Source organism: Streptomyces sp. NPDC051211 (genome assembly GCF_040689505.1).
Taxonomy (GTDB): domain Bacteria; phylum Actinomycetota; class Actinomycetes; order Streptomycetales; family Streptomycetaceae; genus Streptomyces.
Map to the genome: position 1 here is coordinate 37402 of NZ_JBFBAV010000039.1, position 16639 is coordinate 54040.

Genomic DNA, 16639 nt, shown 5'->3' on the forward strand with positions numbered 1-16639 from the left:
TCCCACAGGGTACTTCTGTGCGTAGGCTCCCACCTTCGAGTTCACATCACGGTCCTGTGTTGGTGCCAGCAGTACGGAGACTTCTTCCCCGACCACGTCGTGTCCGGGAGATGCCCTGCGACGTTCCCGGAGTACTCGAACGCAGTCCCCCTGACATCCTTGATGTGCTGCGCCTTGATCGATTCGGCGACGCTTTCGCGTGTGCTCGGTTCGTGCCCAGGAGGAAAGGGAACTCCCAGGGCTTGTCGCGGAGTGAGGCCGTCCCCTGATCTGAATCGAGAAACGGCCTCACCTGTTCAGAAGAGGCGTACGTCGGCGTCCGGGTAGCCGTTGCCTATCTGGGTCGGCAGGGCATAGCTGCCGGCGCCGTCACCCTTGTAGAACCAGAGGTTGCCGGAGTCCGTGGTGGCGACGTGGTCGCGACCGAGCAGATCGGGGTGGGTGTCGCCGTCGAGGTCGCCGGGGGCGGCAAGAGCTGTGTAGGTCTGCCAGCCGCTGTCGATCTTGATCTGCGGAGCGTAGCCACCGGTGGCGTTGCCCTTGTGGAGCCAGAGGTCTCCAGCCACGTCCCTGGCGATGAGGTCAGTGCGGACGGGCTCGCCCTCACCGTCGCGGGAAAAGTCGCCGGCGGCTATCAGCTTGTCGTAGCCACCCCAGGCCTTGCCGGGGGCAGGAGGAGCAACTTGGACGCCCGTGGGGTCGTAGCCACTGGCGGCCGTGCCGGAGTGACGCCACAGGTTGCCCTCGCTGCGCCGCACGAGCAGGTCGGGATTGCCGTCGCCGTCGGTGTCGCCGGGAGTGAGCACGTCTTCGATGTCCTGAAACCCGCTTCCCACCTTCACGCGGGTGCCGGCGGAGTACCAGCCGGTTGCCGGATCGACCGGGTACTTCCACAGGTCACCGGCCTCGTCCACGGCGACCAGGGTGCTTCCCTGGCGGGAGACGGAAAGCATGTCCCGCCAGCCGAATCCGACCTTGCACGCGCTCTCGAGGCCTCCGCCGGTCTTGCCGGCGTAGCGGAACAGGGAACCGGAGGCGTCGACGCGGAAAACCGCTCCAGTGGCAAGTTCGGCAGGCGTGGCAGGGACGCAGTCCGCCCAGCTGGCCGCACCGCGCAGTTTCGCATGGTCGGAGACGCGTGTGTCGCGAGGCTGCGCATCGCCCTTGACGTTTTTGAAGAACCGAGATGTGGCGAAGATGTAGTCGATCTTCCGCTCGGTTTCCCCGTAGTGAGTCGGCTCACCGGAGCGGCAGCGGGTCAAGTTGTTCTCGACACACTTCCTGTCAGTTCCAGACGCGCCCTTCTGAAAGAATTGCGAATCGGTTTCATCGACCTCGGTCATGCTCCCGTAGGACCCTTGGTCGAAAACCGGGAACCGCTCGTAGAAGGGGTCCGTTCCGGGATTCCACGGCTGGGTGTTGAAGTCTCCCCCGAGCAGGACCGGGGCGCCACCGGCCTGCCAGTTGTCGACCGTGGAAGCGAGCTTCTTGGCTTCGGCGTCGCGGTAGGTCCCTCCGGTCTTGCCTTCATCGCCCCAGTAGAGGTGAACCGAGCAAGCCCACATTGCCCGATGCTGCACGTAGGCCTTGATACAGGGACTCTTGATGTCCTCCGTCTCCAGGCGACCCTGCTTTCGGACCGGGTCCTGATAGGTATTCAGGTCCAACTCGGTGTTGTCGGAGTCCCAGCCGTTTTCATCCGGGGCCACAATCCCCTTTACGAATACGGCCATCCCGTAGCCCGTTTTATTCAGGCAGAGATTTGGCTTGCCCGCCTTGGGGATCGTCTGCGCATAGTTCCCAAGATATCCCCGCGGTGCCAGCTTCTCCATGATGCTGCTGTACTGGTACTCGCAGATTTCCTGAACAAAAACGACGTCCGCCTTCCAGCCCGGCGACGCCGAGCCAGGCAAAGTCGAATCCGTCTCCTCGATGACCTCGTTTACCCGAAGGCCGCCATCATCGGCCGACATGCAAGCGCTCCCACATATGTTGTAGGTGGAAAACCTGAGGGGCGGTGCCGTGCTTGGCTCCACAACGTCTGCCGCGCGTGCGGTCGGTGCAGCAGTGGCACTGGCCACGAGCAGGAAGACCAGGCTTCCCAACATGGCCAACCCTGACTTGAGCGTTCTCAAAGGACTCCTTGTAACAGCCCGGCAAGAGCCGGGGAATGGACCAGACCAGACTGTGACCATGGAGTTGATCAAAAGGTTGTACCGCTCGGTCGGCGCTCAGCCTCGCTGGGATCTTCGAGCGCGACTGCCGAGCCCGGGCTCTCATGCCTCGGCTCTTGTCTTGCTCGACGGCGAGGGGCAGCTTGGTGGTGAACCCTCCGCGGCGAGCGTCCCAACCCGTCATCACCGGGCTCGGCGAAGACACCGTCCGGTGGTTCCTTCTGCAGATCCCCCGGCTTGCGGGCCCCGGCCGCAAGCTGACGGGTCACCACATCCGGAGGAGCCGACGCTCGGGTCCCTCACGATCGCACCCTCTGCGCAGAAGCGTCGAGTCATACCCAGAACGAGTGCTCGCTCGCAAGATCAATGACGACGAGAGCCAACGGTTGCGGAAAACGTTGCCTGATGCGGCACTCCATGCAGGCCGGGCAGTGACCCAAGCCGTCCGGGCTCAGTGAGGGGTGTGCATCGTGAAGTGGCAGGTCACGGGACTGGTGTGCGTGGGCTTCGGGGTGCTCGGGCTGATCATGAGCGGATGACTCGCGTCGAGATCATCGGCCATCCGGACCTTGCCGAGCGCGCGCCAGTTCTTCACGTGCGCGAAGCCGTGCTCACCCGGTCCCGGACCGCGGCCCGCACCTTGTTGGAGCGTTTCTGGCTGCGGGTCAGGGGCCGGTTCCCGGCGGCCTTGTAGCCGGTGATCACCGCCGGGTCGGCATCCGGGCCACTGTCGTCGAGGCCGACGAAGCCGAAGGCGGCGATGGCGCCGAGCCCGGCCGCGCGGAGATGGGCGGTGAGTTTGTCGTGCCGGCAGGCGGTGATCTCCGAGGTCCTGTCGGGCCGGACGGCCGAGACCCCCAGCAAGCGGCCACGCTCATCGGTGAGTGCGATCACGAGCAGGCCATGGCATTTGTGCTTGCCGGAGTAGTTCTTCCGGTTCTCGCATCCGGTACGGCGGCGGGTGCGTATGAGCGAGCCGTCCAGCAGTACTACCCCGCCACCCTTTCGGGCGCTCTTGTTCAGTGCACGAAGCCGGGGGCCGGCACCCCTCGGTGCCGGCCCCGAGGAACCCGTTCCCCAGCTCGGCAGCGGGCAGCCCCGTAGGCGGTCAGCCAGCTGCCGCGGCCGGCCCCTTCCCGAACCGCGGGACGTCGTCCACGGTCACGTCCAAGCGCAACCGGTGAAACCGGAGCGGGTGCCGAAAACGCCCTGGTCAACGGCCTTGTCCGCGCTCACCTCCGCCACCAGATTCGGGCGGGCCAGCGTGACGTCCAAAACGTCGCGACTGCCCCACGCCGCGGCGAACGTGACACCCGTCTAGGGGTGCCCGGCGCCGATGATCCCCTCGGTGGTGTCGCGCCTCCTGATCTTGATCCACCCGCGGTACGAGGGGTGATAGCGGCTGGTCAGCCAGCCCCGCACCACCCGGCACGGCCCGCCCTGGAACGGAGGCCGCAGACATGGCCGCGCTCTGCCGCGCCGCGCACGGCGTGACCAGCCCCGCCGTCACCGCGCTGTGCCACCAGACGTATGGCCGCTTGTGACTGAGCGCCGCAGTTGGCCCGTCTGGCCAACTACGACGCTCAGTGGCGGCCCGGACAGTCCTTACACGGGCACGACGCCGGTGACCGGCGCGAGCAGGCCGAACACAGGGTCGAGAGCCCCTGTGGCCAGGCTCAGCTGACCCACCTGATTGAGCGGGTCGAGCTTGTTTGTCGCGCCGGGGTAGATCGACGTGTCCTGGTCCGGCTTAGGAGGTCCACCATCCGCACTGGCAGGAACAGCGGCCACAGCGAGAACGCCAACAGCAAGCACGGCGGAAGCGAGCAGAGTGCGTGTATTCATCATGCCTTGATCAACGAAGGCAACAGCATGAAGACACCTTGGCGGTGCCGGGCACCAAGCAGGACTTGCGTGTCCGAACGCGGTACTTGGCCGCGCTGGCCAGGTACCGCGCTCAGTGGCTTCCCAATGGAGAAGTCGAGCCTCGGCGCCTGTGTTGGGCCCGGCGGCCCGCGTCCGGCGAGACTGACGTTGATTAGCGGGTCGGGAAGGAATCCAGGGCAAGGTTCCACTGGTCTGCTGCGTGAAGCAGTGCAGCTGTGGGCACATGCACTTCCACGAAGTACTGGTAGATGTCCGGCCTGTCATCGCCCTGGCGCCATGGGGGCGTCGCTTCTAGGGATAGGTGAAGGCGAATCGTCGCCCCGGTTTCGTTTCGGTCGGCGAGGCTGAAGGCCAGGACTGGCTCGTTGAACCAGGTGTCCGGGGACAAATAGCCTTCGGCGTCAGGCCGGGTCACAGCTACCGTCCCTGCGGCTGCCTCGCGCATCCATGCGCTGATCTGACGGGCTTCGTGGGTCAGCAAAGCCGGATCGGTGAAGGACCAGCCGCCGTCGGGAGTCATTACCGTGCCACCGATGACGAGCCAGTTGTCGTCGTAGCGGTCGCCCTGGGCCGCAGCGAGCTGATAGCGCAGCGGACGGAGCTCGACGCTGTTTGCCTGATCACTCAAAAGCACTGCCGCAGGATGTCACGGCCCTCCCAACTTGCCCAGCGTGGCCGACGATCAGGGCGACGCTGTGACAGGCGGCGGCATGAGCTCATAGAGGCGGCGGTCACGGATGAGGGCCCACAAGACGTTCACTCGGCGGCGGGCGAGGGCGATCACGGCCTGGGGATGGCGTTTCCCCTCGGCTCGTTTGCGGTCGTAGAAGGTCCGGGAGTTCGGGTCGTAGCGGACGCTGGTCAGGGCGAACATGTAGAAGACGCGCTGGAGGCCGCGGTGGTAGTGGCGGGGACGGTGGAGGTTGCCGCTCTTTTTCCCCGAGTCGTACGGCGCCGGCGCAAGCCCGGCGAACGCGGCCAGCCGGTCCGGGGTCTCGAAGAAGGTGAGGTCGCTGCCGACTCCGGCGAGGAACTCGGCTCCGAGGAGCGGTCCGATACCGGGCATGCTCGTGATGATCTCCGCGAGGTCATGGGCGCGGAAGCGGTCCCCGATGAGCCGTCGACCTCCGCGACCTTCTCATTCAACACCCGCACGTCCGCGGCAAGGGTCCGCACCAGCTGGGCGATGACCGCCTCGCCGGGTACTGCGGTGTGCTGCTGTTCGGCGGCTTCGACCGCCGTCGTCGCGAGCTCCTCTGGACTGCGGACGCCTCGAGCGCGGAGCCAGCGGGTCAGACGGGCGGTGCCCATGCGCCGTATCGCCGCCGGTGTCTGATAGCCGTTGAGGAGGACCAGCGGGCCGACGCTGGTGAGGTGGAGCGCAGGCGGTTGATCGCCCGAGTGCGGTCACGGACGAGGTCCGTGCGGCGGCTGGTGAGGACCTTCAGCTCGATGGTGGCTTCATCGGTGGGCCGCATCGGCTTGAGATCGCGGCGGATGCGGGCCTGGTCTGCGATGACCAGGGCGTCGCGGGCGTCGGTCTTGCCCTCGCCGCGGTATCCGTCGCTGGCCCGATTGACGACCCGGCCGGGGATGTAGAGGAGCTCCTGGTCGTGGCCGGTGAGCAGGGCCAGGAGGAGCGCGGGCTCGCTGGCGGCCATGTCGACGGCCCAGGTGACGTGATCCCCCAGAGCGAGGACGTCTTGGAGGAGCTGAAGTAACTCAGGCTCTCCGTTCGGCACCCGCCGGGACAGCAGCTTCGCGCCGTCGTGGTCTATGGCGACGCAGGGGTGGTGAGTTTTGCCGCTGTCGATTCCGGCCCAGATCCGGTTCATCGTGCCCCAGACGATCCTGCGCGCAGGTCAGGTACAGCCGCAGACGACCTCGCCGGCATGGCCTTACGCAGCGATCTTTGTCGCACTTCCCAATCTGGCGGCCGGGTCGTCGTGGGGCGCCGGGCGGCCAAGCCACTGCAGCCACGGACGGCAGCCAACTAGAAGCCACACCCGGCACCCCCGGGCGGCCCAACCATACGAAGGGCTCGGCCATCCCGTCCCAGGAACGTAAGGCCAACTACGGCGCTCAGGTTCAAGCGCTGTCAGCGGAGGAGCGGATCAGACGGTCCGGCCGAAGTGCGCAGCGAGCCGGTCCGCCGTCGGGGCGATGGCGGCGGCGGCCGCCTCGGCCGCAACATGGTCGAGCTCATCACCTCCGCGCAGGACTTCGCCGAACGCGACCCCCGCCTGGAGATCCTCAGCGCTCCGCTGTCCGGCATCCACGACCCGCAGGGCGCGGGCAAGGTCCTGTTTCGTGGTGTTCGCCACGATGGCGGAGGTCGAACGGGGGTTGATCCACGAACGGACCCTGATCGGCCTGGACACCGCCGCCGCGAACGGCAACCACGACGGCCGGCCCCCGGCCGTCGATGCCGACATGCTCGCCGTCGCCCTGCGCCGCCGCGACGCCAAGGAGTCCGTCACCGCCATCGCCGAGCACCTCGGCGTCGGCCGCTCCACCCTCTACCGGACCCTGGCCGCATACGACGAAGCCACCGCCAGCACCGGCCGCGGGTGACCGTACGCGTACGCCAGCCCCAAGCTGACTTCGTACGGCTGACAACCCCATCAGCGAAACCCTGCGCCGGACACTGGCGATGGAGACACAGTCCTAGCCTCTCAGGGCACACCGGGGCGCAGACTCAGACGCTGAAGGCGTCTGCTTTGATCATCTGCCGTGGTTGAACGAATGCTCGATGGCCGGCTCCTTCGGAGCCACCCTGCTGGTTACGCTTCGGTCCCCGTGATCTCGGCACTCTCACATGTCAGCGCCTGCTCGCACTTCTCGATCCGAGTGTTGATCGTCGCGTCACTGGCCGCATCAGGCGGCAATTTGGTCGACCGGTAGATGAGAGCATCGGCAATGAAGTTCACCTCAACAGAGTTCGCCTGGTGGAGGCCGGTATGTGCGAGGTTTGCGCCTTCAAGTCTTGCCCTGCGTAGCTCTGCGTCGTAGAAGTCTGAGCCACGGAGGTCTGCGCCCCGGAGGTCCGCGCCTTCGAGGTTGGCGTTAATGAGGTCCGCGTTCTAGAGGTTCGCGTGTCGGAGTCCGCTTGGAGGTTCGCACCGCGGAGATCCGCCCTGACAACGCCGTGGCCCGACGTGAACACGTCGACGGATGCGTCCTGCACAGCGATCGCGGATCGCAGTTCCGGTCGCGGAAGTTCGTCCGGGCGCTCTCGACCGGCACCGGATGGCCGGATCGATAGGGAGGGTCGGGGCAGCAGGCGACCACGCGGCCATGGAGTCTCTTCAGCCTGCTGCAGAAGAACGTCCTCGACCGCCGAAGCTGGACCACCCGCGAGGAACTGCGGATCACGATCGTGACCTGGATCGAGCGGACCTATGACCGACGCCGCATACAAGCCGCACTCTGCCGACTGACCCCTGTCGAATTTTAGAGTGGCGGCTGCTGAAACGGCACGGCTGGTCCTGGCAGGCACCCGCCCGCAGAGCCCTCGAGCGCGACGAGCACGCGGTGGAGCTGTGGAAGAAGGAAGTGTGGCCGCGGGTAAAAGGCTCGCGGCGGCGTGTGGGGGCTGGCTCGTCTTCGAGGACGAGGCCGGATTCTCCATGACGCCGCCCCGCGCCCGCACCTGGGGCCGGCGCGGACACACCCCCGTCATCCGCGTCCGCGGTCGCTCCCGCCGCCGGACCTCGGTCGCCGCGCTGTGCTGCTACAAACCCGGCGAGAAGAGCCGTCTCATCCACCGGCCCCGCAACCATCTCCTGCTCAAGGGCGCCCGCAAGAGCTTCTCCTGGCAGGACTACCGCGACCTGCTGGTGAGGGCCCATATCCAGCTCGGCGGACCCATCGTGGTGATTTGGGACAATCTCAACACCCACCTGGCCACCGGGCTGAAGCGGTATGAGGCCGAGCACGACTGGCTCACCACCATCCGCCTCCCGGCATACGCGCCAGACCTGAACCCGGTCGAAGCCGTCTGGTCGCTCGTGCGCAGAGCTACGGCCAACACCGCCTTCGACACCCCCGACGACCTCGACCGCACACTCCGCCGCGAGTTACGCACAATCCAACTCCGACCCGACCTCATCGACGGCTGTCTCACAGCCACCGGTCTGACCATCAACCCACCGACCCCACCCTGAAATCCTCAGTAGGACAGCAAGGTGCGGCTGTCGGACGCGGCTGTCGGCACACACGCGCGCCACCCTCGCCGGGCACACCGACCCGGTGAACTCGGTGGCGTTCAGCCCAGATGGACGCACCCTCGCGACCGGCGGCAACGACTTGACCGTACGGCTGTGGGACGTGGCCACCGGCAAGCCCCGGACCACCCTGCCTGAGAGGCCCAGCACCGTGGAGCCGGTGGCGTTCAGCCCCGAGGGACGCACCCTCGCCAGCGGCAGTTACGACCGCTCCGTACGGCTGTGGGAGGTGGCCGACCGCACCACAATGACCGGGCACACCACGGGGGCTGGCAGTGAAGTACAGCCCCGACGGACACACTCTCGCGACCGACAGCGGCGACGGGACGGTCGTCCTGTGGGACGTTGCCGCCGGCACACCACGCTCCACCCTGAAGCAGGGCCCGGCGGTGCTCTCCGTGGCCTTCACTCCCGACGGGCGCACCCTCGCCACCGGCGGTCTGGACCAGTTCGCACGGGTGTGGGACGTGGCTGCCGGCAAGGTCGTCTCCACCCTCGACACGCATGCCGAGAAGGTGGTTTCGGTGGCGTTCAGCCCGGATGGACGCACCCTCGGCACCGGCGGTTTCGACAAGACCATGCGGCTGTGGAACGTCGTACTGCCCCAGCCGGCCGCAGCAGTGAAGAGGATCTGCCAGGCCGTCAACCACGACCTCACCCGCGAGGAACGGATGGCGTACCAGCCAGGCCAGTCAGTCGGGACCGTGTGCCCCCGCCCCACCAGCTGACGCAACACAGAACAGGACACCCTGATTCCGATCCCTATATCGCCGCGTCCCGCAGCGTGCTCACGAGTCGGCTTGCTCCGCGGGGGCCGGCAGCAGCGGAGGGCGTGGCGGGCTGAATCGAACGGGCCTGCCGCGGAGGGGATCCAGAAGCCTGCGACCAGGGCGTTGGTGAGGCCCGAGAGGCGACGGCCATCCGCCTGTCCAGCCTCGACGAGCTGCTGGCCCGCTACACGGGAGGCTCTCAGGGCTCACGACATCCCTATCCCCTTCTACCAAGCCAGCTGCAACGTGCCCCAACTGGGCGATCAGGGGGCACCGGCATGCCGCTGGCGAGCAACCAATGGGGCGGTGCGGAGGCCGCCGCCCGCAGCACACAGCCAGCACTGACTCCCGCGACGGATGCCCCGGCGTGACCGCGACATCCTTGATCCTGCTCGTGGCGCAGTCCACGAACCATGTGACCCACGGCCTCGGAGCGGTGTCGTCGACATCGACCAGGACAGGGGCCTGCACGCGTGATCGGCCTCCCACACCTGATTCCGTCAGCCCCGCGGCCGGGCCAGGAACACGTCATGCTTACGGGCCTCGCGCTCACCCCCGGCAAGCCCCGCCCGCTCCCCCGGCGACAGATCCCGCCGGATCGCACACTGCAACGTAGTCAACGACGGTGCCAACCTTGGAGGAGACTGCCGGGCAGCACGCTCGACGAGCTCTCGCTGCACCGCTGCGACGTTCCTCGATCCTCCAGATGAAGGCTGTAGCCGCAGCAGGGCCCGGGCCCAAGCGGGGACGTAATAGGTCATGCAGCTCCAGCGGAGCCCGTGGTCGTGAAGCGTGACGGCCGTACCCTCCGGTGCGAGGTCACTCACGTGCACGGTATCGAGCTGGGTAGTCGAAGCCGCGGTGAACACTGGGGTGGCCAGGAGCGCAGCCATGTGCGGGTCAGGGGTGGCGCGGCGAAGTCGCCAGGCGACCTCTGCCTCAGTGACGGCAGGCAGGATCGGCGGGAAGAAGTCCCGGTCTGCTGCCATGGGCGCAGCGCAACGGCAGGGGTCAGGGGGCTTCCTCGTCGGCGATGAGGGTGGTCAGGGCTGGCAGGCCGATCCAGCGGTTCGGGGGCCCGCCGTCCTCAGTTCCCCGCGGGGAGCGGAGTCGGGCGTGCAGGGAGGGTCGGCAAGGCGTCCGTGGGGGGTGGGGAGGGGGCGGGGGTGAGGGTGGGGCAGACGCGGCGGAAGGGGACGCCCGGGGCCATCCGCTCCCATTCGGCGAGGGTGGGGTTGGCCGCGGCGAGGCTGCAGGCGCGGGCGACCGGGTCACGCAGGGTGGCGCCGAGCTGGGCGATGTTCCAGCGGACGGCCTGACCGGGGTGGTTGTACGTGGTCAGTGTGGCGCCGTCGGAGGACATGCCGAGGGCGCCCGCCTCGTCGTCCAGGGTGAGGGTCGCGACGGGGTGCGGAGCGGTGGGGTCCCACACGTCCCAGGCCAGGAGCCGGGTGCCGGAGCTGGCGCCGGCGCCGGTGAGCAGTCGGCCGTCCGCGCTGAACGCGTACGGCCCCGTCTCGCTGCCCTGGGGGAGGTGGCCCCGGAACCGGGGCCGGGCCGGGTCGGAGACATCGTAGAGAAAGCCTCCCCATTCACCGAAATCCGTCACCACCAGCCGGGTGCCGTCGGGGGAAAACGCGCGCGGCGTCGGATAGGCACGGCTGCCGTCAGCGGAGGGCAGGGCGGACAGCCGGCCGGGCTTGCGCGGGTCGCCGACGTCGTACAGTGCCCCGTCGACGGCCAGGACGGGGTCGTTAGGGGCGAGCAGGACGTCCGGGACGCGCTTCCAATCCCGTTTGACGAAGCCGAGCCGCTCCGGCCGGCCGGGCCGGGAGAGGTCCCACAGGGTGACTCCGGCCTCGGAGCCGGTCGCCATGAGGCCGTCCCGGATGGAGACCTTCAGATCGTACGTGTCGCCCGCCGCGCCCGCCTGGAACCGGAACTCCTGCTTCGGGCGGGCGGGATCCCGTACGTTCCACACCGTCAGGACGCCCGGCGGGCCTTCGGCCGCCAGCCGACCGCCGTCGGTCGAGAACCACATCGCCCCGTACCGGGACTCCCCGCCCGCGTCCAGGCGGACCGCGTCCGCCCGGTGGCCCGCGGACAGCCCCGTCAGCGGAATCAGACCGAGCTGATCGTCGGTGATGGCCACGGCCAGCACGCTCCCGTCGGGGGACAGGACGTGGGGGACCTCCGATTGCAGCCACCGGTCGTAGTCCGATGCGGGTGCGGTGAACGGCCGCGCCGCGACGGTGGGGAGCAGCCGGTCCGTCAGCGACCAGAACCGCACGTCCCCGTCGGTGTCGCCGGTGGCGAGCGTGCGGCCGTCGGGCGCGAATGCCAGGGCCGAGACGGTGGTGGCGTGACCGGACAGGACAGCCGAACGGGCCGGGCGGGCCCCGGAGACGTCCCACACCGTAACCGAGTTGTCGGTGCTGCCGAGGGCGAGGTGGCGGCCGTCCCGGCTGAATGCGACGGCTTCTACAGGGCCGCCGTGGCCGCTGACCACGGCGGTGGGGCGGCGGTCCGCGGCGGCAAGGCCTCGGCCGGCGGCCGCGGAGACGTCCCACAGGCGGACCTGGGCGTCGCCGGTGCCGACGGCGAGGGTGTTCCCGTCCGAGCTGACGGCCATGGCGCGGGCCGGGCCGCCGGTGCCCTCCAGCGTGCCGAAGCTGCGCGGCCGGCCGGGGTCCCCGACGTCCCACAGCTCCACCGTGCCGTCCTGCCAGGCCAGTGCGACGAAGGCCCCGCCCGGCCCGAAGGCGGCGGCCCGGACGTTGCTCTCGCGCTGCGGGAAGGTTGCGCGGGCGCGGACGGCGCCGCGTCCCGGGTCCACCGACCAGAGCCTCGTCTCGTAGGAGGAGGCCGTCATGAGCAGCCGGCCGTCGGGGCTGAACTCCGCCTGCTGCACGAACCCCTCCATCGGCAGCGCGTTCCTGCCCCGGGGCTGCGGGCGGCCGCGGTCGGCGGCGAGCGAGAACGCGCCCACGGACTTCTCGTCGTCCGCCCCGGTGAGCAGCAGGGACGTGCCGTCGCCGATCCAGAGCGCGGTCTTTCCGAGGATGCCCGGCTTCTTCGCGACGACCTCGGCGAGCTTGCGCGGCTCCCCGTCGGCCCGTGACGGGTCCCACAGGCCGACGACCCCGTCGTAATGGCCCACGGCCAGGGTCCGGCCGTCGTCGCTGTACGCCATCGATTCGACCGCGCCCCCGGCGTCGAGGGAGCCCGCGTACTGCGTTCCGCTCAGTACGTCCATCAGTGTGTCGCGGGTCTGCGAGGACGGGGCCTCGCGGTAGGCGGCGACCGCGAGCAGCAGGGCCGCGCGCGGATCGGTGCCGATGCCGGCGCGGGCGGCTGCCTGGAGCTGGCGGTTCTGTGCCTGTTCGCCGTTGGCCCGGGCGTTCGACCGCTGTTGGAGCGCGACTCCCGCGGCGACCAGGGCCAGGCACAGTATCCCGCCGATCACCCCGGCGAACTGCCTCAGCCGGCGCGCCTGGCGCTGCAGCCGTAACCCCGCCTGACGGAGGTCCTCCGCTTGCCCTTGCTCCCGTGCCAGCGCTTCCCCGAGCTCGCGCGTACGGCGCTTCTCCTGCTCCAGCTGGCGCCGCTCGCGCAGTCGTTCGGAGCGGTCGAGGGCCTGGCTCGCGGCGACGAACTCCCGGTCGAGGGGGCGTACCAGCCGTACGTGCCGCTGCTCGCCCAGCCAGTCGACGGCCGCCACCAGGCGCGTACCGCGGTAGCAGTACTCGGTGGAACGCCCGGCGCGGTTCCAGGCGTCCGCGGCGTCGGTCAGCTGTTGGCGGGTCACGAGCCCGGCTCGGTCCTCTTCGATCCAGCGCCGGAGCCGGGGCCAGGCACGCAGGAGCGCTTCGTGGGAGATCTGGGCCGTGGTCTGGTCGACGGTGATGAGGCGGGCCCGGGCGAGCCGGTCGCGGACGCCGGTGACCGTGCGCCGCCGGGCCCCGGAGCGGTCCTCGAGCAGTTCGTCGAGGCCGATGCGGCGGCGGACTGCCTCGTCGCCGCTGCCGGTGAGGGTGACCATGGCGAGGACCAGTTCGCGGACGGCTTCGCGGCCCGGCTCGTCGAAGCCCTCGTAGATGTCCTCGGCCGTACGGGCCACGGATTCCCAGATCCCGCCGGTCGCCGCGTATCCGGAGAGGGTGAGGGTCGCGCCGCTGCGGCGCGTCCAGGTCTCGCGCAGGGCGTGGGCGAGGAACGGCAGCGCCGAGCCGTGGTCGCGGCCGCCGCCCTCGCGGGTATCGCGGAGGAGGAGGCCGACGAGTCCGGTCTCCAGCCGGAGTCCGGCGTCGTGGGCCGGGTGCTCGATGGCGGCGCGCAGGGCGTCCTCGTCCATGGGCCAGACGTTCCACTGCCTTTTGAGGGCGGGACGGAGTTCGGGGTGTTCGAGGCAGCTGCCGTAGTGGTCGGCCCGCAGGCCGAGGACGACGCGGGGGCTGTCGCCGTCCGTGGCGGCGGTCGCGCCGCGGCACAGGGCGCGGATGAACCGGGCGCGCTCGTCGGTGTCCTTGCAGGCGGTGAATATCTCCTCGAACTGGTCCACGACCAGCACCCGGCAGGCCCCGTCGTCGGGCAGGCGGCCGTTGCCGAGCTGCCGCTCGACCTCCGCCCGCGGTGTGCCGGAGGCCCGGGACCACAGGTCGGCGAGGGCGCGCAGCGGGTGCGGTCCGGGGGACGCGAGCAGCAGCGCGGGCCAGGGCGTGGCGGGGTCGCACTCGTAGCGGCGTTCGAGGCCGGCGAGCAGACCCGCCCGCAGGAGGGAGGACTTGCCGACGCCGGAGGCGCCGACCAGGACGACCGGCGCGGGGGCCGCCGCCTCCGGCGCGTCCGTCGGCTGTGCGGGCCGCACGACTTCGGCGATCAGATCGCCGGCGAGCGCCTCGCGGCCGAAGAACCGCTCGTGGTCCTCGGCCCGGAAGGGTTCCATGCCGGGGTAGGGGCAGGCCGTGCCGTCGGCGGGGTGCGCGGGCCCGGGCGTCGGTACGGAGGCGGCGGGATAGGCCCTGTTGGCGGCGACGACGAGTTCGCCCGCCCGGTCCTCGCTCTGCCGGTGGGGGCGTACGGGCCCGTCCTGGAACCGGCGGTCGAGGTGGGCGTACACGCCGTCCAGGGTGAGCCAGGCGGGTGCGGAGGGATCGCCCTCGTGGAGGAGGTCGATCAGTTTCCCGGTGAAGAGCGTGTGACGCTCGCCCTCGGGGGCGAAGGAGACGGCGTAGTTCGAGGCGGAGGTCAGCAGGAAGCTGCCGTCGGGCCGTGCGGTGACGTAGGGGTCGCGGACGGATCCCCGGGAGGCGGCCTGCGCCATGCCGGAGAAGCAGCAGTCGAGTAGGACGACGACGCGGGCGCCGCTGTTGCCGAGCGTGTCCCTGATGACCTGGTACGGGATGGAGCGCGCGATGCCCTGCGCGGAGCTGGTGGCGGTGGCGAGGTAGAGCTGGTCCTGCGGGCCCAGCAGCCCGTGGCCGATGAACGCGAAGAGGACCAGGCCGCGGGTGTCGGCGACGGCCTGCTCGACGGCCTCGACGACGGTGGCGCCGTCGGCGGGGTCGAGGAGCAGCTCGATCTGCGAGGGCTCCATGCCGCAGATCTCGTGGAGGGCGCGGGCGAGGTCGCGGGCGGACGCTTCGACGCTGGGCAGGTCCGGGAGTTGGGACCCGGCACCGTGGACGCTTGTACCGACGACCACGGCACGGACGCCGGGGCCCGTGAGGTCGCTGGTACGGCGCGGCGGAGCGGTCACGGACGGCGGCCGTCAGCCTCGGGGTCGGGGTCGGGGTCGGGCCGGGGTTCTTGCCGTCCGTCACGGGGTGCCTGGGCGATTCCGTCCGCCGCCCCGGGTTCTGCCGGGGCGGCGCCCGGCTCGGCCTGGATCTCACGCTCGGCGCGCTCGGCCGGCTCGGTGCGCTCGGCCGCCTCCCGGCGCTGCATCGGGACGCCCAGCTGCCCCGCGATCTCCTGGGCGAGTGCGCCGGCCTGCTGGGCGTTGAGGCCCTTGACTCGGTCGGACGTCACGGTCACCTCGGTGCCGTCGGGCCGCGTGATGGTCACGGTCTGACTGCCGCTGCGGTTCTGCACCCAGGTGACCACCGCAGCCACCAGCACGGTGACGATGCCCCCCGGCTCCAGCAGCACGGTGACGAACTCGGTGGCCGTCCCCATCGTCCCGGGCGCCGGCGGCTCACCGGCCCCGCGCTGCACGCGCCCGCGCAGCTCCCGCTGCTTCCCAAGCCAGCCCCTGAGATCGTCCGTACCGACCCGACCGCCGTCGTCCCGCGCCGTGATGGCGATCTGCATGGTTCTCCCGCCTGGAACAGTACGAAGGGCCAACTGCCCCTCACTGTACTGAAGATCGTCTCTCGGTAGCGCACACTTTCGACCCAAGCAGCCCGTCCCCGCCCACGGCGAGCGGTCGCCGCCGTCCGCGGGAGCGCCGCCGATGACGAGCCGATCGGGCTCGACGGGCTCGCCCCGGTGCCGGCAGGCCGGGCTGGCCTGGGCCGCGGTCGAGGGGGCTGACGTGCCGGTCGCCCATCTGATCGCCGACCGCGTCGACGGCAGCCTCCACGTCGAACAGGTCTCGGGACATCCGGACAGCGCGGCCGAGCGTACGGGGCCGGGCGGCCTCCGGCTGCTGGTTCGCCACGGCTGGTCGAGCGTGCCGGCGGGCGGGCCGGTCCGGCGGTCCCCGGGTGGCGTCGCGGTACGTCGGCTCGGCGTGGCGTGCAGGGAGCCGAGCAGGCTGCGCGCCTTCGCGCTCGGGCTTCCCGGTTCGGCGTGGTAGACGATCAGTTGCCGGCCTGGGGCGTCACGTAGGTCGAAGGCGTGGTTGGTGAGGTGCAGCGGGCCGACGTCCGGGTGGAGGAAGTCCTTGGCCGCCCGGGTCTTGCCGCGGACGATGTGGGTAGCCTACAAGCGGGCGAAGTCCGCGCTTCGGTCCGTGAGTTCGGCGACCAGGTGCCGTACCGCGGGCTGCCCGGATTCAGTCCGTCCGCCTCGCGCAGATGACCGGCGACGGCCCGGGCCGTGCGGTCCCACCGCGTGTGGAACGGGCGGCCCGCCGGGTCGAGGAAGACCATCCTGGCCAGGTTGTCCGCCTGCCCGAAGGGTGAGTGGAGGGCCTCGCGAGGGCGTTGGCGGCAGGATGTCCAGCGCCCGGTTGATGACGAACGCGGGGGTGTCCGGGTAGCCGCCGATCAGTGCGCGCAGGGCGGGTTCGACCTGGTCCGTGGCGGTGGCGGGCGGGCGGGTCCGCGTCGTTCCGGCCAGCCGGTGCAGATGGGCGCGGCGTCGGCGTCCAGTTCAGGCCTCGCGCAGTACGTTGCGCGGGAGGGCGTCCTGCCCGGGCGCGGCGTGGTGCAGGTGCTGCCCGACGGAACCGAGCACCGCATCGGGGCCTGGTACTCGAACACCAAAGCTCGCCGCGGCCAGCTCCGATCCCGGGCAGCTCGCAACCCTCACCGAGGTCGGCGTGGACTGGGCGCGGTAGTACTCATCCCGGTGAATCTCGGACGCTTCCGTGCCATGGTGCCGGCCTCCATGGCTGCGGTGAACCGCCCGGTAAGCG

Annotated in this window: 11 protein-coding genes and 5 pseudogenes; 6 read left to right on the plus strand and 10 right to left on the minus strand. The window is 69.9% G+C overall.

Annotated elements, in window-relative coordinates:
- Window positions 1-296 precede the first annotated feature (296 nt).
- The 6 genes and pseudogenes from AB0447_RS28755 to AB0447_RS28780 form a co-directional block, all read right to left on the minus strand.
- A complete protein-coding gene (locus AB0447_RS28755) occupies window positions 297-2195 on the minus strand; it encodes an endonuclease/exonuclease/phosphatase family protein (protein WP_366479743.1) in 1899 nt (632 codons plus the stop codon).
- Between the two features lie 570 nt (window positions 2196-2765).
- Window positions 2766-3290 (minus strand): transposase family protein, encoded by a 525-nt coding sequence (locus AB0447_RS28760; protein WP_366479764.1) that lies wholly within the window; start codon window positions 3288-3290, stop codon window positions 2766-2768.
- Window positions 3291-3779: 489 nt separating this feature from the next.
- Window positions 3780-4022: a hypothetical protein gene (locus AB0447_RS28765; protein ID WP_366479744.1), complete on the minus strand. Its 243-nt coding sequence runs from the start codon at window positions 4020-4022 to the stop codon at window positions 3780-3782.
- Between the two features lie 190 nt (window positions 4023-4212).
- Window positions 4213-4695, minus strand: a complete 483-nt coding sequence (locus AB0447_RS28770; protein ID WP_366479745.1) for a hypothetical protein — start codon at window positions 4693-4695, stop codon at window positions 4213-4215.
- Between the two features lie 48 nt (window positions 4696-4743).
- Window positions 4744-5896: pseudogene (locus tag AB0447_RS28775) on the minus strand (IS110 family transposase).
- A gap of 279 nt (window positions 5897-6175) precedes the next feature.
- Window positions 6176-6385: a hypothetical protein gene (locus AB0447_RS28780; RefSeq protein ID WP_366479746.1), complete on the minus strand. Its 210-nt coding sequence runs from the start codon at window positions 6383-6385 to the stop codon at window positions 6176-6178.
- Here AB0447_RS28780 and AB0447_RS28785 point away from each other — a divergent pair.
- On the plus strand, window positions 6372-6635 hold the full coding sequence (locus AB0447_RS28785) for a recombinase family protein (protein ID WP_366479747.1): 264 nt from the start codon (window positions 6372-6374) through the stop codon (window positions 6633-6635). The genes AB0447_RS28780 and AB0447_RS28785 overlap by 14 nt on opposite strands.
- Before the next feature lie 209 nt (window positions 6636-6844).
- Here AB0447_RS28785 and AB0447_RS28790 read toward each other — a convergent pair whose 3' ends face one another.
- Window positions 6845-7132 (minus strand): pentapeptide repeat-containing protein, encoded by a 288-nt coding sequence (locus AB0447_RS28790; RefSeq protein WP_366479765.1) that lies wholly within the window; start codon window positions 7130-7132, stop codon window positions 6845-6847.
- Between the two features lie 107 nt (window positions 7133-7239).
- Between AB0447_RS28790 and AB0447_RS28795 the strand changes: the two are divergent.
- From AB0447_RS28795 to AB0447_RS28810, 4 genes and pseudogenes are all read left to right on the plus strand, one after another.
- Window positions 7240-7518: pseudogene (locus AB0447_RS28795) on the plus strand (IS3 family transposase); the annotation flags it as partial.
- Window positions 7519-7523: 5 nt separating this feature from the next.
- Window positions 7524-7694 (plus strand): annotated as a pseudogene (locus tag AB0447_RS28800) (winged helix-turn-helix domain-containing protein); the annotation flags it as partial.
- Complete coding sequence (locus tag AB0447_RS28805; RefSeq protein WP_366479766.1) at window positions 7691-8227, plus strand: transposase; 537 nt, start codon at window positions 7691-7693, stop codon at window positions 8225-8227. The pseudogene AB0447_RS28800 and the gene AB0447_RS28805, both read left to right, overlap by 4 nt.
- A gap of 335 nt (window positions 8228-8562) precedes the next feature.
- Complete coding sequence (locus AB0447_RS28810; RefSeq protein WP_366479748.1) at window positions 8563-9015, plus strand: WD40 repeat domain-containing protein; 453 nt, start codon at window positions 8563-8565, stop codon at window positions 9013-9015.
- A 1129-nt stretch (window positions 9016-10144) separates the two neighbouring features.
- Here AB0447_RS28810 and AB0447_RS28815 read toward each other — a convergent pair.
- Window positions 10145-14815: a hypothetical protein gene (locus tag AB0447_RS28815; RefSeq protein ID WP_366479749.1), complete on the minus strand. Its 4671-nt coding sequence runs from the start codon at window positions 14813-14815 to the stop codon at window positions 10145-10147.
- Window positions 14812-15369 (minus strand): hypothetical protein, encoded by a 558-nt coding sequence (locus AB0447_RS28820; protein ID WP_366479750.1) that lies wholly within the window; start codon window positions 15367-15369, stop codon window positions 14812-14814. The genes AB0447_RS28815 and AB0447_RS28820 overlap by 4 nt, the downstream gene beginning before the upstream one ends.
- A gap of 138 nt (window positions 15370-15507) precedes the next feature.
- Between AB0447_RS28820 and AB0447_RS28825 the strand changes: the two are divergent.
- Window positions 15508-15673, plus strand: a pseudogene (locus tag AB0447_RS28825) (GNAT family N-acetyltransferase); the annotation flags it as partial.
- A 107-nt stretch (window positions 15674-15780) separates the two neighbouring features.
- Here the strand turns inward: AB0447_RS28825 and AB0447_RS28830 are convergent.
- Window positions 15781-16359: pseudogene (locus AB0447_RS28830) on the minus strand (transcriptional regulator); the annotation flags it as partial.
- Window positions 16360-16639: the final 280 nt, after the last annotated feature.